This window comes from Pseudoteredinibacter isoporae (genome assembly GCF_011602085.1).
GTDB classification, from domain to species: Bacteria; Pseudomonadota; Gammaproteobacteria; order Pseudomonadales; family Cellvibrionaceae; genus Pseudoteredinibacter; species Pseudoteredinibacter isoporae.
Genome location: NZ_JAAONY010000002.1, coordinates 1,382,362 through 1,406,902, shown reverse-complemented (window position 1 = coordinate 1,406,902; position 24,541 = coordinate 1,382,362). Strand labels below are relative to the sequence as shown.

22 protein-coding genes and 1 tRNA gene are annotated in these 24,541 nt (G+C 48.9%); 18 read left to right on the top strand and 5 right to left on the bottom strand.

The genetic code is table 11. The features are described from left to right. Positions 1-24 precede the first annotated feature (24 nt). Complete coding sequence (locus G8768_RS14645; RefSeq protein ID WP_166845439.1) at positions 25-1,227, bottom strand: CaiB/BaiF CoA transferase family protein; 1,203 nt, start codon at positions 1,225-1,227, stop codon at positions 25-27. Between the two features lie 211 nt (positions 1,228-1,438). Between G8768_RS14645 and G8768_RS14640 the strand changes: the two genes are divergently transcribed. Both G8768_RS14640 and G8768_RS14635 read left to right on the top strand, forming a co-directional pair. Beyond that, positions 1,439-2,017, top strand: coding sequence for a TetR/AcrR family transcriptional regulator (locus tag G8768_RS14640; protein ID WP_166845441.1), 579 nt, complete (start codon positions 1,439-1,441; stop codon positions 2,015-2,017). 221 nt (positions 2,018-2,238) lie between these two features. After that, on the top strand, positions 2,239-2,547 hold the full coding sequence (locus G8768_RS14635; RefSeq protein ID WP_166845443.1) for a UrcA family protein: 309 nt from the start codon (positions 2,239-2,241) through the stop codon (positions 2,545-2,547). A gap of 60 nt (positions 2,548-2,607) precedes the next feature. Here G8768_RS14635 and G8768_RS14630 read toward each other — a convergent pair whose 3' ends face one another. After that, complete coding sequence (locus tag G8768_RS14630; RefSeq protein WP_166845445.1) at positions 2,608-4,011, bottom strand: aminotransferase-like domain-containing protein; 1,404 nt, start codon at positions 4,009-4,011, stop codon at positions 2,608-2,610. Between the two features lie 154 nt (positions 4,012-4,165). On the opposite strand from G8768_RS14630, the gene ccoG reads away from it, so the two are divergent. The 10 genes from ccoG (at position 4,166) to G8768_RS14580 (ending at position 18,249) form a co-directional block, all read left to right on the top strand. Then, entirely contained in the window at positions 4,166-5,617 is a 1,452-nt protein-coding gene (gene ccoG, locus G8768_RS14625; protein WP_166845447.1) for a cytochrome c oxidase accessory protein CcoG, read from the top strand. Positions 5,618-5,761: 144 nt separating this feature from the next. Next, a complete protein-coding gene (locus G8768_RS14620; RefSeq protein WP_166845449.1) occupies positions 5,762-7,087 on the top strand; it encodes a TolC family protein in 1,326 nt (441 codons plus the stop codon). A gap of 17 nt (positions 7,088-7,104) precedes the next feature. Further along, positions 7,105-8,316 (top strand): efflux RND transporter periplasmic adaptor subunit, encoded by a 1,212-nt coding sequence (locus tag G8768_RS14615; protein WP_166845451.1) that lies wholly within the window; start codon positions 7,105-7,107, stop codon positions 8,314-8,316. 2 nt (positions 8,317-8,318) lie between these two features. Beyond that, positions 8,319-11,504, top strand: a complete 3,186-nt coding sequence (locus G8768_RS14610; RefSeq protein ID WP_166845453.1) for an efflux RND transporter permease subunit — start codon at positions 8,319-8,321, stop codon at positions 11,502-11,504. Next, positions 11,501-12,178 carry a response regulator transcription factor gene (locus G8768_RS14605; RefSeq protein ID WP_166845455.1) on the top strand — a complete coding sequence of 226 codons (678 nt, stop codon included), beginning with the start codon at positions 11,501-11,503 and terminating at the stop codon, positions 12,176-12,178. The genes G8768_RS14610 and G8768_RS14605 overlap by 4 nt, the downstream gene beginning before the upstream one ends. Beyond that, complete coding sequence (locus G8768_RS14600; RefSeq protein ID WP_166845457.1) at positions 12,171-13,511, top strand: sensor histidine kinase; 1,341 nt, start codon at positions 12,171-12,173, stop codon at positions 13,509-13,511. Before G8768_RS14605 ends, G8768_RS14600 begins: the two co-directional genes overlap by 8 nt. A 98-nt stretch (positions 13,512-13,609) precedes the next feature. After that, positions 13,610-14,371: a MipA/OmpV family protein gene (locus tag G8768_RS14595; RefSeq protein WP_166845458.1), complete on the top strand. Its 762-nt coding sequence runs from the start codon at positions 13,610-13,612 to the stop codon at positions 14,369-14,371. A gap of 176 nt (positions 14,372-14,547) precedes the next feature. After that, the gene (locus tag G8768_RS14590) at positions 14,548-15,459 is read left to right on the top strand and encodes a gliding motility protein GldB-related protein (RefSeq protein ID WP_166845461.1); all 912 of its coding nucleotides are present in this window, start codon (positions 14,548-14,550) and stop codon (positions 15,457-15,459) included. A gap of 303 nt (positions 15,460-15,762) precedes the next feature. Next, positions 15,763-16,908 (top strand): acyltransferase family protein, encoded by a 1,146-nt coding sequence (locus tag G8768_RS14585; protein ID WP_166845463.1) that lies wholly within the window; start codon positions 15,763-15,765, stop codon positions 16,906-16,908. Between the two features lie 351 nt (positions 16,909-17,259). After that, entirely contained in the window at positions 17,260-18,249 is a 990-nt protein-coding gene (locus G8768_RS14580) for an alpha/beta hydrolase (protein ID WP_166845465.1), read from the top strand. A 78-nt stretch (positions 18,250-18,327) separates the two neighbouring features. On the opposite strand, the gene G8768_RS14575 is transcribed toward G8768_RS14580, so the two are convergent. Then, positions 18,328-18,870: a nuclear transport factor 2 family protein gene (locus tag G8768_RS14575; RefSeq protein WP_166845467.1), complete on the bottom strand. Its 543-nt coding sequence runs from the start codon at positions 18,868-18,870 to the stop codon at positions 18,328-18,330. Positions 18,871-19,076: 206 nt separating this feature from the next. Between G8768_RS14575 and G8768_RS14570 the strand changes: the two genes are divergently transcribed. The 5 genes from G8768_RS14570 (at position 19,077) to G8768_RS21380 (ending at position 21,429) form a co-directional block, all read left to right on the top strand. Continuing rightward, positions 19,077-19,454: a winged helix-turn-helix transcriptional regulator gene (locus G8768_RS14570; protein WP_166847441.1), complete on the top strand. Its 378-nt coding sequence runs from the start codon at positions 19,077-19,079 to the stop codon at positions 19,452-19,454. A 340-nt stretch (positions 19,455-19,794) separates the two neighbouring features. Beyond that, positions 19,795-20,238: a thioesterase family protein gene (locus G8768_RS14565; protein ID WP_166845469.1), complete on the top strand. Its 444-nt coding sequence runs from the start codon at positions 19,795-19,797 to the stop codon at positions 20,236-20,238. Positions 20,239-20,262: 24 nt separating this feature from the next. After that, positions 20,263-20,649, top strand: coding sequence for a DUF488 domain-containing protein (locus G8768_RS14560; RefSeq protein ID WP_166845471.1), 387 nt, complete (start codon positions 20,263-20,265; stop codon positions 20,647-20,649). 157 nt (positions 20,650-20,806) lie between these two features. Beyond that, positions 20,807-21,253, top strand: coding sequence for a Crp/Fnr family transcriptional regulator (locus tag G8768_RS14555; protein WP_166845474.1), 447 nt, complete (start codon positions 20,807-20,809; stop codon positions 21,251-21,253). After that, positions 21,235-21,429 carry a helix-turn-helix domain-containing protein gene (locus tag G8768_RS21380; RefSeq protein ID WP_167202779.1) on the top strand — a complete coding sequence of 65 codons (195 nt, stop codon included), beginning with the start codon at positions 21,235-21,237 and terminating at the stop codon, positions 21,427-21,429. Before G8768_RS14555 ends, G8768_RS21380 begins: the two co-directional genes overlap by 19 nt. 91 nt (positions 21,430-21,520) lie before the next feature. Here G8768_RS21380 and G8768_RS14545 read toward each other — a convergent pair. Beyond that, positions 21,521-21,607 (bottom strand) — tRNA-Leu (locus tag G8768_RS14545). Between the two features lie 178 nt (positions 21,608-21,785). Between G8768_RS14545 and G8768_RS14540 the strand changes: the two genes are divergently transcribed. Next, complete coding sequence (locus tag G8768_RS14540) at positions 21,786-22,313, top strand: PepSY-associated TM helix domain-containing protein (RefSeq protein ID WP_166845478.1); 528 nt, start codon at positions 21,786-21,788, stop codon at positions 22,311-22,313. 44 nt (positions 22,314-22,357) lie between these two features. On the opposite strand, the gene G8768_RS14535 is transcribed toward G8768_RS14540, so the two are convergent. Further along, the gene (locus tag G8768_RS14535) at positions 22,358-24,442 is read right to left on the bottom strand and encodes a TonB-dependent receptor (protein ID WP_166845480.1); all 2,085 of its coding nucleotides are present in this window, start codon (positions 24,440-24,442) and stop codon (positions 22,358-22,360) included. Between the last annotated feature and the right edge of the window lie 99 nt (positions 24,443-24,541).

The window sequence follows — 24,541 nt, the reverse complement described above, 5'->3', positions numbered from 1 at the left end:
AGTGATTCTCTCTTGTTAAAATAATCAACGGCAAATGTCGTTTTGAATCAGTGAATGGATTTCATCTTCGTCCAGGCCTGCGTGTGTTAAAACTTCATGGCTATGCTGGCCCAGGCTGGGGGCTTCCTGATAGGGGATATTGTCCTGCAGGGAAAAATTGGCCGCCATAGCAACTCGGGTATATTGTCCGGCGATGCTGTGCTCGGAATAATCAATCATGCCGCTGGCGAGCACCTGTTTATCGGTGGTGAGTTGTTCCATGGTGTTAATCGGGGCTGCGGGTACATCGGCGCGCCACAGACGTTTCAGAATATCTTCACTGCTTTGAGTCAGGAAGACGGGTTTGAGTGTGTCGACCAGCTCATCCCAGTGGGCGAAACGGTTTGGCATGCTGTTAAAGCGCGGGTCTTCCAGTAAATGTTGGACCTGGAATTCTTCGGTCAGGCCCGCAAATTCCTTGTCGGCCAGAATCACCAGAACAATTTCGCCATCCTGTGTTTTCCAGGGAATGTACACCCGTTTGAAGTCCGGGTAGTTGAGTTCACGGCCTGCAGCCGCAATTGGCCAGAAAGCATCACAGGCTAAAAAGCCAATAGCCGCTTCCAGCATTGAAATTTCAACCTGCTGCCCCTGACCACTGCGCTCAGCTTGAAGCAGGGCAGCCGTTACCGCCTGGCAGGCGGTAAGGCCAGTGGTTTTATCACAGATGGTTTGTCCCAACAGTTGGGTGGGTTCCTGTAGGGATGCCATGCCTGACAAGGCTTGAATGATCGGATCGTAGGCGCGTTGTTCGGCCATTGGGCCACTGTCACCAAAACCGGTGATCGCCGCATAAACGAGTTTGGCGTTGTGCTGTTTTAAGGCCTCGAAGTCCAATCCATGCCTGGCCATCACGCCGGGCCGGCTATTGCAGATAAACACATCGGCGTCCTGACAAAGCTTGGCGATCAATTCCTGGGATTCGCGTTTCGACAGATCAAGAGCCAGAGACTTTTTGTTGCGGGAAAGACTGAGAAAGGTCGCCGATAAACCCGGCGCCAGAATAGGGCCCAGATTGCGTATCAAATCTCCTTCAAGGGGTTCTATCTTGATCACTTCGGCGCCTTGGTCGGCCAGAATCTGGGTGCAGAGAGGGCCGGCGATCACTGTAGTGCAGTCAATAATTTTGATCCCGCTGAGAGGTCCTTTGCTGGTTTCGCACTGTTTCTGATGCTTGTTAACTGACATGCCGGCTCCTTCGTTATTGTTATTCAGGGTGATTAGGGTGTCGCTGTCCCTGATGTGGGATTAGCGATCAATAGGCTGGAATATATACGATACACTTTGTACTGTAAATAATTGGGCGAGTTAAGGTACAATAAAAGTACTGGATATCCAGTTTAGCCATACAATAAAAGATTGGCTTAAGCCTTTGATTGGAAAACAAAAGAGTAAGCACATGTCATTAGATAAAGCGGTTCGCGGTCGACCCCGCAGCGAAGAGGTCCGACGAGCTGTGCTGGATGCATTTGTCGCCGCTGCCGCCGAAGAAGGTTACGAGCGAGTCTCTATTGATGCGGTTGCCAAATCAGCGGGGGTGAGTCGCAGTACGATTTATCGCTGGTACAAAGACAAGCGCGAATTGCTGCTCGATGCCAGTGTGGATATCGTTAAGGGCAATGCTTTTGAGCTGAGCGACGGTGATTTTCAATCTCTATTGTCACGTTTTCTGAAGGATACGTTTGCCACCGCCAACCACCTGGGGCAATTATTTACCGCGATGATGGCTGAAGCACAGGCTGATGAGATTTTTGCACAGGAAGTCTGGCAGCGCTACGCTAAGCCTCGTCGGCAATTGTTGTTGAGTATTTTGGCTCGTCACCCCGAGGTTTATAGGCTCAGTGAGGAGCGTATAGAGTTCATTCTCGATATCCTGTTCGGTGCAATCTGGTACCGAATGATGAGTCATCATGCGCCATTGGATGAGGCGTTTGCTCAGCAGTTGTTGATTACGCTGGATCAATTGTTGCGAAGCTGATTTCTTTTTTTTCAAACTCTTTCTTAAATTTCTTTTTCTGGAACAGCAACTTATGTGCTTTTGCGTTATGTTGAGGTGCTGCTGAGTTGAATCCTTTCATCGCTGTATCTGCTCTGTTGAACGTTTGCCCTATCCTTTTTCCAATTTGTTCCGTCTAAGGTTATGACATAAAAACAATATGCAACAGACCATAGCAACCCAAAAAAGAAAGGAAATTCAGCATGAATAGCAATAGCAAAAAAATCACTCTCGTATCCGCCAGCGTAATGGCGTTGTTCTTAGCAAGCAGCGCCCAGGCAATTGTTGGTAAATCTGTCAGCGAAGAAATCGTCAGCTTTTCAGATCTTGATCTGCACAAGGTTGAAGGTCAGAAGTCCTTGCAGCGTCGCTTGCATTCAGCAGCGGCGAAGGTGTGTGAGAAAAGCGAGGCAATCAACAGCCGTTCCGTCAGCCGAATCGCACAAAGCAAGCGCTGCTACAAAGAAGCGATTGATACTGCAATGAAAAAAGTCAAATTGGCTAAGCGTTAATGACAACCATTATTCTGCCAGCCGGAATCTGTACAGCAGTTTCCGGCTGGCGTTTATTGTTCATACCTGCTTTCGGATCATTTCCGAAATTGTTTTAAAGGCATTCACTCGATTTTCTGTCCATGGGTGGGCAAAGCTCATTCGCAAAAACTGGCGATAGTTTTCCTGTGCGGTAAACAGTCGTCCCGGTGTCAGAATAATTCCTTGGGTAATGGCTTTTTTATACAATTCCAAAGTATCAATTCTCTCCGGTAATTCTATCCAGGCGGCGAGCCCGCCCTGGGGCTGGCTGCACCGCGTTTCTTCGGGTAAGTGTTGCTGGATAAGGTGACGCATCTCCTGATAACGTTCTTTGTACTGTGCGCGCTTTCTTCTCAGGTGTTTATCCAATCCGCCTTCGGCAATATAAAAACTTAAACCCTGTTGGCTCAACTGAGGCACTGCCAGACTGGTGGCCAGCTTGGCTTTCAGTACGTCGTGGTGATAACGTCCCGGGGCAATCCAGCCCAGGCGCAGGTCCCTGGACAGGTTTTTTGAGAAGGATGAGCATTGAATGACAATGCCTTCCTGATCATAGGAATACAAACTTCGCGGGCGTTGCTGTCCGAAATACAACTCCCCATAAATATCATCTTCAATCAATGCAAAGCTCTGTTCACGGGCAATAGCGAGCAACGCCTGTTTGTTTTCCTCTGTCATGCTGGCGCCGGTTGGGGTTGCAAAGCAGGGGGAGCATATCAGAGCTGAGATTTCCCAGTGTTGTGTGGCCAGTCTCAGGGCATCGAGACTGAGACCTTCATCGGCGGAGCAAGGCAGCTCCAGCGCTTTTAATCCCAATGCTTCAATCAGCTGCAAGCTGCCGTAAAAGCCGGGTGATTCGATAGCCACAACATCACCAGGACGTGTGCAGGCCAGTAAGGCCAGCAGTAGGGCATGCTGGCAACCATGGCTGATCACAATGTCGTCTTCATGAACCTTGGCTCCACCGTGGGCCATTAATTGTTTGATTTGTTTGCGCAGAGAAAGCATGCCAAGGGGTTCATCGTAATACAGATATTGGGCACTGCTCTGCTGGCGTTGGGCACGCCCTAAACAGCGCTGTAATTTACGATTGCTGGGTTCGCTGTCGTGACCGGGGAATAAATCGAAGGCTGCGCCGCGCTGCATGATGTCCACAAGAATCTGCCCTTGATCCAGGGATTCTGCCGTCAGCTTTGGTGAACTGATCGGTGGGCTGTCGAGTTCCTGTTCTGGCACGCAGACATAAAAACCCGATCGGGTGCGGGCCTGAATCAGTCCATCGGCCTCCAGCCGTTCATAGGCGCTCAGTACAGTGGCCTTCGAAAGCTGCTCGTCCAGAGCGAGCTGGCGAATAGAAGGCAACTTTACGCCAGGGGCCAGTTGTCCTGATTCAATTTGTTGTCTTAGGCGCTGTTCAAGCTGGTGATAAAGGTAGCTGCTCATGTCACTGCTCGTATGGGTACAGTTCTTGTAAAAGTGATCGGTACAGATTCGATATTTAAATTTCTGTACCTAATTATAAACATTTTTGTGCATCTGTACCTATAGGGGGCTTGGCTCTAGACTGCTTGCCTATAATATGACCGAGATACCCCTGATGCCTGTTACCACAACCAACACTCCAGAGAAGATTCCTCTGACCTCGATTGATGTTTCTCCACCTGAAATTGAGCCTCAATATAAAGAGCTTTATGAAGGGCACCGCGTTTACGTTCGTAAAACTGAAGGTCGGTTCCAGCGTTTACGTCGTTATATCGCCGCGCCTCTGTTGCTGGCTTTTTTTCTGTTTCCCTGGTTGCAGATCGATGGTCGCCAAGCGGTGTTTTTCGATTTAACCGAGCAAAAGTTCTACATCTTCTGGTCCGTATTTTGGCCCCAGGACGGCATTTTGCTGGCGAGCCTGCTGATTATTGCGGCCTTCGGCCTGTTTGCCGTAACCGTTTGGGCCGGGCGAGTCTGGTGCGGTTTTGCATGTCCGCAAACCATTTGGACAACCATGTTCATGTGGGTGGAAAACTTCGTGGAGGGGGATCGCAACCGCCGCATTCGTTTGGATGCCGCGCCCTGGTCTCTGCACAAGCTGAAACTGAAAGCCAGCAAGCACTTCTTATGGGCTCTGATCGCCTCAGCCACGGGTATCACGTTTATTGCTTACTTCTACGGAACGCTGCCGCTTTTGAGTGATATTGCGTCGCTGACCATTTCGGTGGAAAGCGCTTTGTGGTTGTTGCTATTTATTGTGCTCACTTACCTAAATGCGGGCTATATGCGCGAGCAGGTCTGTAAGCATATGTGCCCTTATTCGCGCTTCCAATCTGTGATGTATGACCAAAGCACTTTGATGGTCAGTTACGACGAGCAGCGCGGTGAACCGCGCGGCCCACGCAAATTGCGCAGCAACTACAAAAAAGAAGGCCTGGGTTCCTGTATTGATTGCGATTGGTGTGTGCAAGTTTGCCCAGCCGATATTGATATTCGCAATGGCTGGCAGGCGGAGTGTATTAATTGCGGTTTGTGTATTGATGCCTGTGACAATGTGATGGAGCGCATGGGGTATCAGAAAGGCTTGATTCGATTTGCATCAGCGCAGGTATTGGGTGGGTTCTGGCAGCGTTTCAAGCAACCGCGCATGTTGGGCTACAGCATTTGCCTGGTGTTGATGGCGAGTTTGTTTGGCACCAACCTGGGTGGTCGTGAAGCACTGTCGATTGATGTGATTCGCGATCGCGGGGTGCATTTGTATCGCGAACGCAATGGCCAGATCGAAAACGTTTACACCGTAAAGCTGAATAATATGTCCAATGAGCCAATGGAAGTCAGCCTGGATGTGGACTCGTCTGAACCGTTTCAGTTGACCGGACGTCGCCATCACTATCTCGAGGCGGGTGAAGTCTTCACTGTGCCTCTGCGAATCACCATTGCCGCTGATGGGCTGGAGAAGAGCAATTATCAGCTGGCGATCTCGGCGGTTCACAGCGAGGACGAGCAAGGCCGTGTGTTGCAAACCGTGGCGTTTATTGCTCCAAATCCTGTTGCCTCCAACCTTTAGAGCATAAGTTGGGAGAAGGTTGCTTCTCCCAAGTACACCTCACAGTTACCAGGTTTCTGAGATGCTATCGGAAGTTTGGTTTTTGGAGTGAAATTGGTGAGGTGTATCAGCGTATTTGTGGCTTTGTGTTTGTCGGCGTGTGGCATGGCCCCTCAACACTACAGCCCAGACCAGGCCCTGGCCGATATTCCCGAGCAGTGGGTGGTGGAAACCGAATTAAGAGGCCAGGAACAAGACCTCTTTAGCTTGTTGCCCAATGCTGATTTGGAATTGTTGGTGGTTCAGCTGCTGGCCGATAATCCTGCCCTGCAACGTAGAATGTTTGAACTTGCCGAGCTGCAAGCCCTGGAAGGGCAGGCAGGTGCGGCTCGGCTACCCCAACTGACTTTGTCCCCGGATCTTGAACGCTCAGGTGGCCCTGATGCCAAAGCATCCAATCAATATCGTGCCCGATTGGACGCCAGTTGGGAGCTGGACATCTGGGGGCGGCTCAAGAACCAGCGTCAGGCTGCCCAGCTTGATGTGCAAGCCCTGGAGCTGGAAATTGAATACGCCAAACGATCCCTCCTGGCGGATTTCATTCATCGCTACCTGATGTTGCTGAATGGTTATCGACAGCTGGACTTGGAGCAGCGTCGACTTCTCGCCGCTGAAACCAATGAAAAAGTGATTAATCGCCGTTACCGCTCGGGGCTCAGCAGCCTGCAGGATTTAAATGCAGCCCAGGCCGACAAGTTTCGACAGCTGGCTGCGATCAGTCAGCTTTCTGAAACCCAGGAAGGGCATTTGCGTGAGTTACAGCGGTTGTTTGGCGATGTCGGTTTTAGTGATCAGCGTTTCTTCGCCGAATCATCAATCAATTCATGGCCCCAAATTCGTTTCCCTGAAGTGGCCATGCCTGCGTTGGCATTGTCTCAGCGCCCGGATTTACTTGCAGCTTTCAAGAAAATCAAAGCGGCAGACCAACGCAGTGATTACAGCTATAAGCAACTGTTACCGAGCTTTACATTGACGGCCAATTTGCTGAGTTCCAGTACTCGTGCCGGCGATGTGCTCAGTCAAGATCCCAGTTGGACCCTGTTAGGGCAGTTAACACAAACCGTCTTCAGTGGTGGACGTATCAAGGCTGATATTGCCGCGGCCGAGGCCCGGGCTGGCCAAGCCTATTGGTCCTATCGAGAGCTGTTACTGGCCGCTTTTCTTGAAGTCGCTGCGTCTTTGAGTCAGGAGTCCAGTCTGGCAGATCAACAACAATCGCTTGAGCTGTCTTTACGGCATGCGCAAAAAAGCCAGTTCGAATATGAGCAACGCTATCAACGCGGACTCGCCACCATTCTGGATGTCATCGCCGCCCAGCGAACCAGTTTCGATGTGGAGTCCCAGTTACTGGGGGTGGAGCGTGAACGTGCAAGTAATCGAATCTCTATGGCGTTGGCTTTAGGGCTGCCAATGGTAGCGGAAGAAGGCTAATGTTAAAGGTGAACACTTTGAAAAAATCAGTTTCCAAAACCGGCGGTCCTCTGTTGGCAGCGCTCGTGTTGTTTGTTGTTTCGATCTCCTATACCAGCTACGCGATTGACAACAAGCCCGAACCCGAACAACAGTCTCTGGACAAGCAGCTTGCCCAGGTAACGGTGCAATCCCTCAGTTTGGAGACCCATCAAGCCTACGTGTATGCCCATGCGGAAGTTCGGTCCCGATACGAATTGCAGCTCAGTTCCGAATTAAGTGGACGGGTTCAAAGCCTCAATACGGCCTTTGAGTCGGGCCGTATACTGCCCGCGCAAACCGTGTTATTGGATATTGATCCGCTCAGATATCAACAGGAATTGGCCCAAGCTGAGCAGGATCTCGCCCAGGCGACATTGGATCTTATGCTCGAACAGCAGGAGGCCAAGCAAGCCAGATTGGAATGGCAGGAAAGCGGGTTGCAGGGGCAAGCGGATGATCTGCGTCTACGAAAACCCCAACTGCAACTGGCGAAAGCCAAACTTGCCCAGACTCAGGCGCGTTTGAAATTGGCGAAACAAAACGTCGCGCGTACAAAAATTGATTTGCCTTTTACGGCCGTTGTGGTTGAGCGCCTGGTTGCCCCTGGACAATACGTGCAAGCCGGTGAGGCTATTGCAACGATTCACAGTGCTGAAGAGTTGGAGCTGAAGGTGATGTTGAATCCCTCACAGTGGGCCTTGCTCGCTGATCAAACGCCAACGTTGGTACAGAAAAACATTCTCCTGAGAGATAAGCAGGGCGGTCAATGGACCGCCAAAATCGCTCGTATGGAACAGAGGTTGGACCGCGAGACTCGCCTTCGATCTCTGGTTCTGGAGGTTGTGCCTTCAGATAAAAACCAAGAGCCACTGCTGCCGGGCAACTTTGTAACCGCTGAAATTCCGGGGCGCCAGGAAGAGCAGTTATTGGCTGTGCCAGCCAGCAGCTTGAGCAGTCTGGGTGAGCTTTGGTATGTCGATAAAGAGCAGCGCCTGCGCCATTTTAAGGCCGATATTTCTTTTCAATATGATGGCAAGGTATATGTCAGACCGCCGGAATCCATTGCATCAAAAATATCAAATGCATCGCTTGATTTTCTGACCACACCTTTGCCCGGATATGTTGGTGGACAAAAGGTCATGCCTCAAAAAGCTAAGGACCAGAATGCGATTTCAGATCAGCTGGCCTCAAATGGTTTGGGGAGCTGACCATGGACGCTAAATCCTCCAGAACTGGTCTGATCGCCTGGTTTGTTCATAACCCGGTTGCGGCAAATTTGTTAATGCTGTTGATTCTGCTTGTGGGTATTGGAACTGCTTCGTCTCTGCGTATCGAGGGGTTTCCGACCATTGAGCCGAATCGCATTACCATTGATATTCGTTTTGAAAGTGGCGACCCCAAGCAGGCGGAAGAAGGTATTGCCATTAAGGTTGAAGAGGCGCTCAAAGGGCAACCGGGTATACGTCAAATCAGTTCAACAAGCAGTAACGATTCGGTTTCGATTGTTGTCGAAAAAGTTCACGACTATCCCCTCGATCGTTTGACGGCTGAGGTGAAAAACATCGTAGACGGTATTGCCAGTTTTCCTGCGGCGGCGGAAAAGCCCATTGTTTCCCAACAGCAATGGGAAGACAGCGCAATCTGGGTTACGGCCTATGGTGATGTCGCCCAGAGTGAATTACAAAACTTCAGCCGGCGCATCGAGAGTGAGCTTCTCAAACTAACCGCAGTTAACAAAATCAGTCGAAGCGGCTGGCGTGTACCGGAAATTGCCATTGAGCTGGATGAGCAGGCCCTGCAAGGTTATGGTCTGAGCCTGGCGGATATTGTTGATCGGGTGAGGGCCGAATCGATCAGTGCGAGCAGTGGTGAACTTCGCTCTGAAAAAGGTCTGATTCTACTGAAAGCGGATAAGCAGCGTTATCAGGCAAGGGAGTTCGGAGATATTGTTATCCGCAGCTTGGCTGACGGACGTCGCTTGTTATTAAAAGATGTTGCAACGATCCGTGATGGATACGAAGAAGCCCCCAAAGTCTTGTCGCGCTTTGATGGCAAGACCGCCATAACCCTAAAAATTGCCGCTGGTCGCAGCGACAATATCATCGATATTGCGGAGCAGGTCAAAGCCCATGTTAACGGCTGGCAAAACTCAGCGGACCTGCCCCAGGGGATTCAATTGGAAGTCTGGTGGGACCAGAGCCAAAACATGATTGACCGCCTAAACCTGATACTGGAAAACGGCTTTATCGGTATTCTCCTGGTGATGCTGGTATTGACCGTTTTTCTGAACTTCAGGGTGGCGCTTTGGGTGGCAATGGGGTTGCCGATTTGTTTCGCCGGTGGTTTGATTCTTATGGGAGCCAGTTTCTGGGATTTAACCCTGAATCAGCTGACCACCTTTGGCTTCATTCTGGTGCTTGGCATTCTGGTCGACGATGCCGTTGTGGTTGGCGAGAGCGTGTACTCCGCCCGAAAAGAGTTTGGCGATACAGTCGATTCAACGATTCATGGCGTACAGCGAATAGCCGTGCCTACCGCGTTCGGTGTTTTAACAACCGTGGCGGCTTTTTTTCCTCTGTCCTTGGTCGAAGGGCAATTAGGCTCTCTGTTTTCCCAGTTCGCACTGGTGTGTACCGCCTGTTTGCTTTTTTCTCTGGTGGAATCAAAATTAATATTGCCCGCGCATCTTAGAAACCTGAACACTCAAAGGCGTGATGAGCAGTCTGGCAAAAATGTGTTCGCCAAAAGTTTGGGCAGGGTTCAGAACTGGGCTGACGAGGGTCTGTCCAGACTCAACAGCAATTATTATCAGCCTCTGTTATCACTGGCCCTGCGATATCGCTATGCCGCACTGTTGTGTTTTATTTCCTGCTTTGTATTGGTTGTGGGGCTAGTGCCAAGTGGGCGAGTGGCGTTTAGCTTTTTTCCGGACATTCCAGAGGATTATGTCAGTGTCTCTTTCCGTGTCAGTCAGGGTGGCGGTTATGGTTTGCTGCACCAGCAAGTCGATAAAGTAGAGCTTGCTGTAAAGGCGCTGGATGCTGAGTTGCAGGCTCGGTTTTCTACTCGCCAGCCATTTATCAGCAAGACCTATTCTTTGGTGGAGGATGATCGAAGCGGTTTGGTACAGCTTGAGTTGAACAAGGCGATACAGGAGTTTGCCAACCCTTCCGACATTGCCCTGGAGTTACAAAAGCATCTCAGTCACTATGAAGGCTTGCAGGAACTGATCGTATCGACTGACGATTTTGAAGACAAAGATGTCGAGCTTAATATTCTCTCTGACAACCCTAGTCAGCTTAATGGGGCTGCTAATCTGCTCGCGCATAAACTCAAGCAAATCAGCGGTGTTCATGATGTCCACAATAACTATGCGGCGGTACAACCGGTGTTTTTGTTTGAGCTGACGGCACTGGGGCGTTCACTGGGTTTCTCGACGGCGGAATTGGCTCAGCAAATCCAACAGAGTTTTTACGGCGCGGAAGTTCAACGCGTGCAACGGGGTAAAGATGAAGTGAAGGTGCGGGTACGCTACCCCTATCGCTACCGCCAGGACGTTACCAGTCTGGAAAGTGCCCGAGTGCGCAGTCCGAGTGGCGAGGTGTTGCCGCTTTCCACCGTCGCCACGGTTAGGGTCGAACACAGCCAGCTGGAGATTCATCGTGTCTCCAATCAGCGAGCGGCTACTGTAAGCGCCAATTTGCACGAGCAAACCATCAGCAGTTCCGCATTGATGGACGCACTGGAAAATACGGTGTTCCCCGAGATTCAAAGAAAGTATCCAGGGATTGAGGTCGTGGCGGAAGGCGATGCAGCGGAAGAAGAGGAAAGCTCGGATTCTCTGGTGCAGATATTTATGCTGTCTTTGTTTTTAATCTACTTCTTACTGGCTGTGCCACTGAAATCCTATTGGCAGCCCTTTGTGATTATGTCAGCAATACCATTTGGCATTGTGGGGGCAATACTGGGGCATTGGTTCAATGATCTGGCGATCAGCATTCTATCGATCAATGGTATTTTAGCGTTGAGCGGAGTCGTGGTGAACGACAGTCTATTATTATTGAATCAATTCAACCTTTTGAGATCAAAAGGGCTGGGTTTGCAGGAGGCATTGGTACAGGCGGGCAGTTTGCGCATGCGCGCGATTGTTCTGACGACATTGACCACTGTATTGGGGTTAGTCTCTCTGCTTCAAGAAACCGCATCGCAGGCGCTGTTTTTGATTCCGGCGGCTACCTCTCTGGCCTATGGGATCAGTTTCGCAACTTTAGTGACACTGATACTTGTGCCTGTCACCCTTATGATTGCGCATGATGTGACGGGTTTGTTTTCCCGTCTGCGGGGAAAGTTGAAACCTTATAAAAGCCAAGCTCAGAATTCGGGAGTGAGCCTATGACCGTTCAAACTTTATTGGTGGAAGACAATATTAATCTGGCGACCACCATTGCGACCTATTTGAAACTCGAAGGGATCGAATGCGATTTCGCGCCGAACGGCGAGGCCGGTTTGAACCTGGCTTTAAACAACAGTTACCAGACTATCTTGCTGGACATTAATCTGCCCAAGCTTAATGGTTATGAAGTGTGTGATGCCTTGCGGAGCAAAGGCGTGGATACCCCGATACTGATGTTGACAGCAAGGGACACTCTAGCGGATAAACTCAGTGGCTTTAATGTTGGCACCGATGACTATCTGGTCAAGCCTTTTGAAATGGAAGAGTTGGCAGCCCGAATAAAATCCTTGTCCCACCGCCGCAGTGCCCAGGCAAAGCGACTGTTTCTGGCCGATCTGGAAGTGGATCTGCAGAGCAAATCTGTGCGCCGGGCTGGCCAGGAAATTGATGTTACGCCGACCGGATGGATTATTTTGGTTGAACTTATGCGCAATTCCCCGGATATTGTGAAAAGGAATACCCTTGAGTGGGCGGTTTGGCAGGACGATGTCCCCGACACCGATTTACTGAAAGTTCATATGTATCGTCTTCGCCAACAAATCGATAAGCCCTTTGATAAACCTCTGATTCATACTGTACCGAATCATGGATTTGTAATGCGAGAACTGAATGTCTGACAGTGGCTTTACCATTCACCCGAACCGTAGCTTAAAGAGCTTATTGCTATGGTGGATTGTGGGGGCGGGTTCCATATTCGCGATCATTTTTGCGCTTATTTCAGCGTTGTTTCTTAATTTGGGCGTTATCCTTAAGATGAAAGGGGAGTCTGAAAGGGAAATAACAGAGTATATGTCCCGCTATGAAATCGACCCCAGTACACCTTTGCCTCAGGACGACTTTTATCGGGTATATAGCTCAATTGATGATATACCCGCGCCCGTTAAGAAAATATTCAAGCCGGAAACCTATACACATGAAGGCTTTGATTTCTTTGTTGATATCGATTATGACGATAGCGAAATTACGCCTGTAGATGATTTTAAAGACTTGTGTGAAGGCCAGGTGTGCCAGATTTTATTTTTTTATTCCTATCGAATGCCTGAAGGGCAATGGCTTTACTTGTTGTCTGGTTTACAGTTGACGGAAGCCGAGGACAAGGAAAGGGATACCGTTCAAGATGCCGCATTGTTTGTGGCTGTGTTTGCGATCTTCCTGTTTTCGATGTTGGCCTTGCTGCTGTTTCGAAGAATAAGCCAGCCCGTCAAGTCTCTTGCGGAATGGGCAGATCAACTGACCATTGATAAGCTTCGAAGTCAGCATCCGGAATTTCGTTTTAAAGAACTCAATGCTGTTGCGGAAAAATTGAATGAGGCTTTTAAACGAACTGCTGAGTCTGTAGAAAAAGAGCATCGTTTTTTGCAATATGCGAGCCATGAGCTTCGCACACCCATTGCCGTTGCCAGTGGAAACCTGGAGTTGCTGGATAAATTATCGGAATCTAACCGCTTGCCGGAAGAGGAGCGAGCAGCGATCGACCGAATAAGATATTCGGTGAAGGATATGCGGCTTCTGACAGAAACACTCTTGTGGCTAAATCGCAGTGATTCCATTATCCCACCCAAAGAGCCCGTTGACCTTCGAGCGTTGTGTCAAAACTCTATTCAAGACAATGAGTATCTCCTTAAGGGAAAACAGGTGTCTGTAGAACTGACGGGGGAGCCTTGTATTAAAGAAGTCTCACCAGTATTTTGTTCGATTTTAATTTCAAATCTGATTCGTAACGCCTTTCAACACACCCAGGAAGGCGGCGTTCATATTGATGTTGATACTCATGAACTGAACATTTTGAATTGGGAACTGGGTACAGTATCGCCAAAAGGTGTTGCAGATTCAGAACAAGCCGGTTTTGGTTTGGGATTGGATCTTGTAGAGCAAATTGCCGGCCGTATGGGATGGCAATACGAGTGTGAAATTACAAAGAAAGGCCGACTTTGCCGATTGGTTTATTGAAACCTTTGTAAAGTTGACATTTATTAACCCTGCTACACCTGATGGATACCTTGGGCCTCTTAAGATACATGCTATCTTAAACCAAGAGGAATACCAGCATGAGGTTTTATCAGTTTCTCACCGCGGCTTGTTTGTCTGCGATTGCTTTGGGCGCATCCGCCCAAGACAACGATCATGACGATGAGGGTGGTGAGTTTGCATTGGGAATCATCGCCGCAAACGACAAGTCGATTTATGTTGGTGGTAAAGATGAAGTCCAGCCTTTTCCCTTTATTCAAGCCCGTTGGGGCAATTTCTATTTTGAAGGACCATCCTTGGGTTATGTCTTGTATGAAGACAATGCCTGGACGCTGACATCTTCTTTGTCATTGGATGGTATTGGTGACAGTGATCGGGATAACAGTCGTTTGCTGGCTGACATGCCGAAGTTTGACAGTGTCGTTATGGGGGAAATTGGTATCTCCCATGAAGCCGTCTGGGGCGAACTGAGCTTCTCTATGGCTGCGGATATCAGCAATTCACACGATGGTTATACTGCTGAGTTGGAATACGGATACCCGATTGAAATCGGTTCCTGGATGATCGAACCTTCCATCGGTGTGAAATGGTCCAGTGATAAAGTGAATCAATATTTTTATGGCGTCGAGCAGCAATACGTTCGTGCAGATCGACCGTTCTATCGTCCCGATGCGGGCATCGACTATGGCGCGGGTATCACGGCAATGTATCCGTTTATGAAACAGCACGCCATTATCGTTCATGCTGAATATGAATCCTTTTCCAAGGAAATCAGTGACAGCCCTATTGTAGATCGTGACAACACCGTTACTTTCGGTATTGGCTACGTTTACCGTTTCTAGCAGTTCCTCTCGGAAGTTCTCCATTTGCCCGACAGTGAGTGTATGGCTGTCGGGTATTTTTATTTGAGTCACTTTGCGTGATCGTCAGTAAAAGCCTCTTCAGCTTGTATGGTTATTCAAGCTGGTATAGTCTTGTGAGCGAAATAACAATAAGCCCCAAAAAATAGAATATATTGATGAATACATACACGCGAATACTCCTCCTTGTCTGCTTTTTGCCCCTATCACATTTTACTTCCGCAAATTTGTACCATCTTGAAGATGCTAATAACTTTTCAAAGATGATAAAAAATAGCTGGGAGGTATCCCAAGAAGCTGTTCAAACCAAGTATTTGGATGTTGGCAGTGCAGGTGTGAAAATTTTTACGCCCGGGCGTATCGTCGATGCAAAAAATATGTCCCGAAAGGTCAATGAAAACAGAGCGGCTTATGAGAAAGCACTCAACATTTGCCTGCCGGTGGCTTCAGAGTTTGAAGATGAAGCCGTAGACATGCTGGAAAGGGTTGGAAAGTTTATGGGGCAGCCCGAACTTGCACCCGTTTATGTGCTGTTTGGGGCAAATAACTCGGGAGGAACCGCTTCTCCCGATGGATTGGCACTTGGCCTGGAAGTTCTCTGCCAGTTTGCTGATACAAAGGAGCAGTTTAAGGAAGTCCTGATGGCCTTTGTTGCTCATGAGGTTGTTCACGTTTATCAGAATCGACTTCTCAATTTTGAGAAACCGCCAACCGTACTTGAACAGGCGCTTCTAGAGGGATTTCCGGACTTTGTTGCCAATATGATGCTTGGTGAGGTGCCGGAGTCAGAAAGAAAGCGGCATGACTATGGTTTGGCGAATGAAGCCCAGTTGTGGAGAGATTTCAGTGCGGTGATGGAAAGCAAAGAATACGATGCTTGGTTTTATTCAGGTGACTTCAACGGCAGGCCGGGAGATGTGGGATATTGGATCGGGAAAAGAATTGCCGAGGCCTACTATCATCAGGCCGAGAACAAAGAACAGGCTATTTCGGATCTATTACATTTGAAGTCCGCTGAGCATATTCTTAAGGCCAGTGCGTATCAAGAAGGTTTTGCCAAAGCTAAGTGATTTATCGACAGCTGCTCGGATACTTATTGAAGGAGCTGGAAACGGTTGCCGTCAGGTAGAACTTGTCGGCCTGTCCTTGCCAGCCCCTTTCTTCTTTTCTCTCTTTCTATTTCCCATTTCGTTTTCAGCCCTTCCTGTGGTGTTCGTCGCTTGACCCTGTTCAGCCCAAATATACTGAACAGGGGGTGGGGCTGTGCATTTCTGAAAATCAAAAGCCCGAAAACAGAAGTGATGACGGATTTCCAAGATTCGGAAGATAGCCTTGAATCCTGAACACTAGTATTGAGTTTTTCGGGAGGCAATATGAACAATCAAGGCGAACGTTATCATGGCTTGGACTTCCTGCGGGCCCTAATGATGTGTCTGGGTGTGGTGCTGCATTCCGCTCAGCTGTACACCTCAATGGACATTACCGACTACTATTGGGATCCCGCGCGCTCCTTTAGCATGGATGTCCTCTTGATTACCATCAATACCTTCCGAATGCCGGTATTCTTTGTGTTGTCTGGTTTTTTCACGGCTCTGTTGCTCGACAGGCATGGTTTTGAAGCGATGTGGCATAACCGAATGCGGAGGCTGCTGTTGCCTTTTCTTCTGTTGTTGCCGCCGCTGTCACTGATAATGGGGACGTTGCGAATATTCGCCTATAACCTCATGCGAGATGGCCAGCCAGGTTTTGATCTTGACGTTCTTGAGGGGACTGGCCGAAGCTTGTGGAATAACACACATAACTTGTGGTTTCTTTATTATCTGCTGCTGTATTTGCTGTGCATTAAGTTGTTTATCAAACCACCGATGCTGGCGCGTATGAATTCATTGATACAGGAGAAGGGCTTGGGTTTGCTCTCTCCCGGTGTTTTTCTTCCGACGGTCATATTAATGGCTATTCTGGGTGGCTTGCACAATATAGGCCGTATCGGTGCCAGCTTGAGCTTTATTCCAAAATGGGACGTTTTTCTGTTCTTTGCGGCCTGCTTTGGATTGGGTTGGCTACTCTATCAAAACATCGGGCAGCTTCAGCGCTTGATCCGTTATCGTTGGTGGACCTTATTGTTGGCAATACTGAGTTTGTTGATCGCGTTTGCGTGTTTTGCGGTAAAAGAGGATGCCGATGACAAAACACTATTGCACATCGCTTTATCCTTGTTTACTGCCATATCGGTATACAGTTTTATTTGCGCATTTATCGGTCTGTTTAACCATTACCTCAATCGCTACAACAGGGTGATACGGTATGTGTCTGACAGCGCTTATTGGATTTTTGTCTTCCACTCGATTCCCTTGGTTGTGATTGCCTTACCGATGTATTACTGGTCGGTTGCCGCTGAAATCAAGTTTCTGATCACCTGTGGCGGAACCTATGTGGTCTGCTTTTGGACCTATCACTACTGGGTTCGGTCGACTCGGATGGGAGAGTTACTGAATGGACGAAAGCAGGGCGCATTATAAGATATTGCAACCTTTTTAAGGTTCGACTCGAGAGATGGAAATTAGACATGCCTAAATTATTTAATGCTTGATTGATCCTCACGGGCAGCTAAACCTATTCACAGCTTTGGTAATACGGTGAAATGGTAATTTTTAAAACGAGGGCGTATTCTTGGGCGTCGATGGAGCGAGGTGAGGATTCCAGCGGATAGACAGGGTCTGCAGATAGTGAGTCTGTGGCAACGATGAAATTGCTCGCGAACCTTGAGCGCGTTATTGTTTTTGTCTTTCGCGGTTTGATGTCCGCCTCGTTGAAATGAACCCTTTGGCCAGATGTACTCGGCTGATAGATTCCAGACCAGGGAGAATGTCATGATATTCATTACCAATCGTTTTCCAGAGCAAAGCATTCGTACAAGAGTTGGCCGAAAGTTTGATTTTGATCTGGATAATAATGCGGCGAGCAACTCTGTTTTCTATTGCGAGCAAATAAAAAAGAGTGAATACAAAGAAATTGGCAGTATCGATTTCTTGAAACGACTTAAGGAATCAAAGTACAGGCAGGTACTGTTATACATTCATGGATTTTCCAACTTGCCTGAAGACGTTCTATCAGCCGCCAGTGAGTTCCAAAATCTTTGCGATAAAAAGAAGAAGGATGAAATTTTAGTAATTCCTGTTATTTGGCCCTGTGACAATGACTTGGGAATTATTAAAGATTACTGGGATGACCAGAAAGCAGCCGATCAAAGTGCCTTTTCTTTTTCAAGGGTTCTGGAGAAGTTTCTGGAATGGCGAAGTTCTGAGAAATACAACCCGGAAGACGACCCGTGCTTAAAACGAATTAACGTGCTGGCGCATTCGATGGGGAATCGTGTATTGCGAGAGACCTTGTCCGCGTGGAATAAATACGATCTTCCCAGGGGCGTTCCTATGATCTTTAGAAACACCTTTCTGGTTGCTGCGGATGTGGTCAATGAGACGCTTCATGAAGGTGAGTCCGGGGAATTAATTTGTCATTCTTCTCGCAATGTTATTGTTTACCACGCTTCGGATGATCTGGCCCTGCGAGCCAGTAAAGCGTCCAACCTCAAAAACAAAGTGGCTTCACGTCGTTTAGGGCATACTGGTCCTGAGGATATCGACAAAACCCCTCGAAATGTCTATCGGGTGGATTGTGATGATGTGAATAATGCCTACGATAAACCGAAAGGGCACTCGTATTTCCGGTCGGGAACGAAGAAAGGCACACCTGGCGAAGTCTTCAATCACATTTTTTCGTGCCTGGAATCGGGACGAGTTTATCCTGAAGACGAGCACAGACGTTCTTCCATTATTAAACTTAAAAAGAGCGCCAAATAATAAAGCGATAACATAGCCCCCGTAATTTTTCCTGATCTACGGGGGCAGCTTGGTGTATGAAAAATTGGGTTTTCCGATTTAAAACACGCCGTTGTCATTTCGAATATTGCCACCACTGATAAGCGAGTAGAAACGCATAAAGCCGTCGAGTGCCTGAATTGAATCCCAATGCTCAACGATTCTTCCATTTTCGAGACGCCAGGTATCGATGATGTTCATACCTTTTTGATCGTTCCCTCTGTCTTCTTTATTCAGTGTGGCGTGGGAATGAAAAATGACGTAATCGCCATCCACGTAAATGTGTTTCACGTCGTAGCTGTAGTCCGGGTAGTCTTCGACAAAATCCTTTAAGAATCCAACCAGGCCGATGATCTTGTCAGGCAGGTTGCGGTTATGTTGTGTGTAAGCGCTGTCGTTGTAATTCTCAAGTACATATGCAAAGTTATGATTGTTCATTAAGTTCTGAACAAAGTCGGTAATGATTTCAGCATTGTTCTGTTCTTGTGCGGTCCAGTGTGATTTTTGCAAAGCTTGCAGGTCAACCGTCAATATGTCTTTGTTTTGCGCCGATACAAATGTGCTGATGAAAAGCAGTGCGAATGAAACGATGGACTTTCGCATATATCTCTCCTGTTGACTCATGTTTAAGATGGTATATTAAGTTGGTTCAGGTTACTAATGTATACCAATATAGTGTATGGTAATTTGAATTACAATTAGGCACGAAAACGTCACCAGGGCACATTTTGGTAACCCACGTTGGGTGAGTTGCGGTATGAGTTTTGACTTGATGGCGAACCAGGAAAATGAAGTAGGAGAAATAAGTGATGGGAAAACCTGAGCGACGTGTGTTTGTGAATGATGAGGATTGTCCCATCCGTAATGTGGTGGCGCAGATTGGTGATAAATGGTCGATGCTGATTCTATTTGCTTTGGTGGATGGGGCGGATCGGTTTAATTCACTTAAATCCAGAATTGTGGGTATTTCCCAGCGCATGCTCACCCAAACCTTGCGTGATCTTGAACGCGAAGGTTATGTCAGCAGGACGGTTTACCCCGAAGTTCCGGTTAGGGTTGAATACGAGCTGACAAAAATGGGGCGAGATATTGTGAAGCCCTTATACAAATTAGTGTCCTGGGCCGAGAAGCACCATGACGAGATTCGCTTGTGTCGTGAGGAGTACGATAAGCGGAAAGATTCTTAGTGTAGGGAATAGGGAGTAGGGCGAATGATTGGCTGAACAAAACTTGCAGCATTGGCCGGAATCTAATGATTTGACCTTCTTAGCCCCGCTGTTTGACTTGAAACCAATACTTAGTATTGATCCAAACTGCTCTGCTTTCCTTCTGAGGACTTTCCTGGCCTAAATGGTGCACAGTGTGCTTGCGTGGGCTAAGCGCATGCATAATAAGGCGCCAAGGAAAAATATTGCGAATTTCCCCTCCTATGTAACTTTTGTCACCGACCTCTCCTTGTGGCGGCTGTTTTAATCCTCGCCATGTTGATGACTCACGTTTCATCCGTAGAGAAGAGGAAGAAGTGCAATGTTTGAAGAGATTACCTATGCCGCCTGGGGAGATATGGACTTTAACTCACACATGGGAAATTCTGCATATTTGGACAAAGCTGGTGATGTCCGTATGAGGTTTTTCGCTGCAAATGAATTCCCAATGCAGGAGTTTATGCGCCTTAAGATTGGCCCCGTTGTTATGAAGGACGAGATCGAATATTTCAGAGAGGTTAAGTTATTGGAAGAACTGCGTGTAAGCTTGTCGATGGCCGGTTTATCCCCTGATGGCAGTCGTTTCCTGATGCGCAATGAGTTTTGGCGTACTGATGGAAAATTGGCAGCGAGGATAACAAGTGCTGGCGGTTGGCTTGATCTCTCTCGGCGTGGTCTTACTGAACCGCCAGAAGCCTTGCTGAATGCTTTGCGGTCTCTGTCCCAGACAGATGATTTCCAATCTCTGCCTTCCAGCATCCGATAAACCAAAATTTCGAGGAGAAGTGATATGGCCGTTCGCGTCATAAGGCTTGGAACTGACAGACTGGATGGTGAGGGCCTACGTATCGGTACCGTGCGCCGACCACCTCGTGGTGTGAAAAAAGCAGACATTGGTAAGTTGAATTGGTACGACACTTGGTTGCCAAATGTGTCTCCAAGTCCAGACACTATGAAAATGGGTCAGGCCGTTACAACTGATAAGGAATGGAGCGCTTTCGAAAGAGTCTATCGAAAAGAAATGTCTGCCCCTGAGGCGAAGCGGGTTATAGAACTGTTGGCGGCAATGTCACACAGCAGTGACTTTTCGGTGGGTTGCTATTGCGAAAATGAGACGCGTTGCCACCGTTCTATTCTGCGTGCGTTATTACAGGAAAGTGGCGCCAGTATGGAATAAATAGTGTGTTGTCGAGCCGTGACTCGCTTTGCGCCTATGAATTGTTGGCGAGCAAACCAGGGTCATGCTGCTTCAATATTCGCTGAGTGGTCAGATAAGATTGTTAGTATTAATATGTTGCGACAGCTGATAGAACTTAAATCGCGATGTATTTGATATGAACGAAAACGATATCAATCGGCTCTTCCAATGTTACCCGGTCTTGCGTGAGTTGGATGAGAAGCTGCTGAAAACCACCTTGAGTCGCGCTAGCCTAAAGCCTGTACCGGCCGGACAAATGCTGTTTACGGAAAATGACGCCTGCGCTGCTTTTCCTTTTATGCTCAGCGGTTCTATTCGTGTGTTCAAGTTGTCTGAATCGGGTCGAGAGCTTCCTTTGTACCGAGTTAGACCGGGTGATGCTTGCGTCGTAAGTTCCGGGTGTCTGTTGCATCACAAACCCTATAACGCCAGGGGAAGGGTGCAAGAGGATTGCGAGATCGTTATGTTGCCCGAGAAGGACTTTGAGCAGTTGATGTCGATTGCTGTGTTCAGAACCTATGTCTTCAGTTTGTTCGGTCAGCGCCTGCAGGACTTGATCAACGCTTGGCCAGTCTGTTGTTGAGTCGCGAATCCCCCCTTAAGTGTTCACATCAACAGTTGGCTGATGAATTGGGTAGTGTACGTGAAATGATATCTCGCTTGTTACGCGGCTTTGCCGAATCAGGCCTTATTGTCCAGGGGCGCGAGCAGATAAGCGTGCTCAATAAAACAGGTCTTCATCAAATTGCAGAAGGTTAAGTGGCGCCAATCAGCGGATGCGAGCGTTCGATGAGGGTGCTTGCAGCAGTATGTCAGCCGGGGTAGAGCCTAATAAATAAGGAGGTTTAAATGGTACCGGAGGCCGGACTTGAACCGGCACGCTATCGCTAGCATCGGATTTTGAATCCGACGTGTCTACCAATTTCACCACTCCGGCACAGAGGGCGAACGCGGGTGCGTTGCAAAGAGGGCGTGATTATAGCAGTGACTTTTACGGGGTCAAGTGTTTATTTTCATTGGGGTTTTCTTGAAAGTGCTTGCCGCGGCTTGTTGAACTGCTAACATGGCCAGCCCCCTAAGAGGCTAAGCTGTTAGAAACCACGAAGATCCTGACTATGAGCGCCAAGTCGCACCGCCTAAATCGTAAAATCCACTTTTGGGGAGCCATTCTATGTGTCTTGCCGGTGCTGATTATGATTGGCTCCGGGGTGCTGCTATTGCTGAAAAAGGAAAGCGATTGGATTCAGCCTCCGACCATTAAAGGTCAGAAAGGCGCGCCGACATTGTCCTATGAGGATATTTTGGCAAAGGCCCAGGCGGAACCTCGTCTGGAAGTCGATAGCTGGGGGGATATCAAGCGCCTGGATGTGCGCCCCGATAAGGGAGTAATCAAGTTGCAGGCTCGCAATGGCTATGAGATGCAGCTGGACCAGCAATCAGGCGAGGTTTTGCATTTGGATTTTCGTCGCTCAGACGTCATTGAGGCCATCCACGATGGCAGTTTCTTCCACGGCAATGCCAAGTTGGGTCTGTTTTTACCGGCTTCATTGGTCCTTCTGGCGCTTTCTATCACGGGCATTTATCTGTTTACGATTACCTTGATGGCCAGGGCCCGAAAAAGACGTCGAATCAATCAGCGTTAAAGCCGCTGTCAAAATCCGTGGCAATATCTGCCTGCGGGCCTTAACTACCAGCGAATATCCACGCCCACGCTGATTCCACGGCCGGGTTCATTAATGCCGGAACCGTGGCTGCGGTAGGCTTCATCTGTCACATTATTCAGATCCAGATACCAATTTCCCACGCTGCTTAAAGGGTGTTCGCTGCGGATATTCAGCAGCGTAAAGGCCGGAGTGCCACCGGGTGGGATGCGCTGGGTATCATCAAGATCGGCGGGGCTTAGATGATTCGCTTTGCTGTTGTGTCGGAGTTCGATTTCCACTTTATGGCCAAGATGATTCCACGCCAGAGCAGCGCTGCCACTGAAGGGCATGCTGCGACTGAAATATTGATCGTCGCGGAAATCTGGCAGACTTTGCTCGCCCTGTACCCAGCTGGCATTGGCTTTAAGTTGCCAGTGGTGATTGAGTCGCCACTGTGCGATAGCTTCAAAGCCGTGCATATAGCCGTTCGAGCTATTGGCTTTGCTGACTTCAATTAGACCCTCCACAATTCGACCGGTTGGTGTACTGCTAATGTAGTCTTCAATATCGGTGTGGAAGGCATTCAGCTGCCATAGTGCACCGCTGTCGGCATCAAGGTTTGACCAGCGAAGTGAGGCTTCGCCTGTCAGAAAATGTTCCGGACTTAATGCCAAAGCGGCGATTTCGGTTTCATTACTGCGGCTTGCGCCAAAACGACTGAGGTCGGCAATATTGGGCGCGCGGAATGCCTGGCTGATGCCGAACCAGGCCTGCCAATTGCTGTCTTGAGGCTGCCATAACAACTTCAAGCTGCTGGAAACGTTGTTCCATTGCTGAGCATAACTCGCCACTTGACCGTTACTGGGGTCTTCAAAACGAGCAATGGAGGCCCGCACCCAGGTGTAACGGCTGCCTATTTGCCATTGCCAGTCATCATGAATGGTGTATTGCCATTGGGTGTAAATGCCCCCTTGGCTAAAGCGACTGTCATCACCCACGGGCCCTTGAATACGCTCACGAATGAGCTGGCCCTGACTATCGAGTTCGCGCCTCCCGGTATCGACAAGGTCGCGATAGATATCCAGACCATAGGTGAACTGGTGATCGCCCAACTGGCTATGCAGCTGAATATCCAGCCCGCTCATGCGCGAGTCAAAGCGTTCCACAACCCAGTCGCTGCTGCTTCTTTGTCGTTGTCCGAACTCGATCCATTCTTGACGAGAAAGGGTGATTTCAGTGCGGTCTATCCAAGGGGTTTTGTTTTGCCCGATCAGTTTGAGATAGCCGAATCGACGTTGTTGATCTTTGCTGCGACGCAAATCGCTGCCGACGCTGCTGCCGGCAAACGGCTTGGCATAAATTGTCGAGTGTGTTCGCCAGACGTCATCTTGCTGCAGGTTTTGGTAGAGCGCTTGAAGTTGCCAATCTTCATTGAGCTGCTTCTTATAGTGAATGTCATAGCTGCGCTCGCTGTAACCACTGGTGGCTAATGTCCCGAGGTCGGCGGCTTTAACGCTGCCGAAATCTTTATAGCTGAAACCGGCCAGCAAACCCCAGTCATTGCCGCGGCCGATATCGAGTTCACTGCGGCTACGCAGGCTGTTTTCAGCACTGCTCCAGCGCAGCTGCTGACGGAATTGTTTGCTGAAACCGTTGTTTTCAAATGCTGTCGGGCTTTTGCTGTGCAGGTTCAAGGTTCCGCCGATGGCATCGCTCCCGTAGAGCACAGAAGCTGGGCCATTAATCAGCTCTAATCCTGACAGACCTTGGCTGTCGATCAGTCCGAAGTATTCACTGGGCCCATCGCGGTACACGGAATTGTTGTAGCGCACGCCATCTATCAGGGCGAGGGTGCGGTAGCCGGTAAAGCCGCGAATGAAGGGAGATCCCTGGCCATTTGCGGTTTTCTGAACGCTGACTCCGGGGATGCCGGCAAGGGATTCAGGCAGACTGCGCGCCTGTTTTAGTGAGTCCTCGCTTACGTGGTAACTCGCGTAGGGCAGATCTTCGAGCGCAGCTTGCTGACGTACGGCTGTCACCACTATTTCTTCTATCGCATTGTTTGCAAAGGCGTGACTTGGAGCGATTGCTGCACTGAGTAGGGATAGCAGCAGAGGGCGTGTGCGCATAAATCTCTTGCAGGTTCGAATGGTTTCGGGCGATCGGCCAGTTAATCCCCCATGGTAATGGCTTTCAGTGGCTCAGGGCTACAGGCACGAGTGCATTTC

Coding starts and splice junctions, on each gene's coding strand:
- G8768_RS14605 (WP_166845455.1), top strand. CDS start 11,501: ATGACCGTTCAAACTTTATTGGTGGAAGACAATATTAATCTGGCGACC.
- G8768_RS14635 (WP_166845443.1), top strand. CDS start 2,239: ATGAATAGCAATAGCAAAAAAATCACTCTCGTATCCGCCAGCGTAATG.
- ccoG (WP_166845447.1), top strand. CDS start 4,166: ATGCCTGTTACCACAACCAACACTCCAGAGAAGATTCCTCTGACCTCG.
- G8768_RS14560 (WP_166845471.1), top strand. CDS start 20,263: ATGGCCGTTCGCGTCATAAGGCTTGGAACTGACAGACTGGATGGTGAG.
- G8768_RS14600 (WP_166845457.1), top strand. CDS start 12,171: ATGTCTGACAGTGGCTTTACCATTCACCCGAACCGTAGCTTAAAGAGC.
- G8768_RS14645 (WP_166845439.1), bottom strand. CDS start 1,227: ATGTCAGTTAACAAGCATCAGAAACAGTGCGAAACCAGCAAAGGACCT.
- G8768_RS14630 (WP_166845445.1), bottom strand. CDS start 4,011: ATGAGCAGCTACCTTTATCACCAGCTTGAACAGCGCCTAAGACAACAA.
- G8768_RS14570 (WP_166847441.1), top strand. CDS start 19,077: ATGGGAAAACCTGAGCGACGTGTGTTTGTGAATGATGAGGATTGTCCC.
- G8768_RS14620 (WP_166845449.1), top strand. CDS start 5,762: ATGGCCCCTCAACACTACAGCCCAGACCAGGCCCTGGCCGATATTCCC.
- G8768_RS14590 (WP_166845461.1), top strand. CDS start 14,548: ATGAATACATACACGCGAATACTCCTCCTTGTCTGCTTTTTGCCCCTA.
- G8768_RS14565 (WP_166845469.1), top strand. CDS start 19,795: ATGTTTGAAGAGATTACCTATGCCGCCTGGGGAGATATGGACTTTAAC.
- G8768_RS14595 (WP_166845458.1), top strand. CDS start 13,610: ATGAGGTTTTATCAGTTTCTCACCGCGGCTTGTTTGTCTGCGATTGCT.
- G8768_RS14585 (WP_166845463.1), top strand. CDS start 15,763: ATGAACAATCAAGGCGAACGTTATCATGGCTTGGACTTCCTGCGGGCC.
- G8768_RS14535 (WP_166845480.1), bottom strand. CDS start 24,442: ATGCGCACACGCCCTCTGCTGCTATCCCTACTCAGTGCAGCAATCGCT.
- G8768_RS14580 (WP_166845465.1), top strand. CDS start 17,260: ATGATATTCATTACCAATCGTTTTCCAGAGCAAAGCATTCGTACAAGA.
- G8768_RS14610 (WP_166845453.1), top strand. CDS start 8,319: ATGGACGCTAAATCCTCCAGAACTGGTCTGATCGCCTGGTTTGTTCAT.
- G8768_RS14555 (WP_166845474.1), top strand. CDS start 20,807: ATGAACGAAAACGATATCAATCGGCTCTTCCAATGTTACCCGGTCTTG.
- G8768_RS14640 (WP_166845441.1), top strand. CDS start 1,439: ATGTCATTAGATAAAGCGGTTCGCGGTCGACCCCGCAGCGAAGAGGTC.
- G8768_RS14575 (WP_166845467.1), bottom strand. CDS start 18,870: ATGCGAAAGTCCATCGTTTCATTCGCACTGCTTTTCATCAGCACATTT.
- G8768_RS14540 (WP_166845478.1), top strand. CDS start 21,786: ATGAGCGCCAAGTCGCACCGCCTAAATCGTAAAATCCACTTTTGGGGA.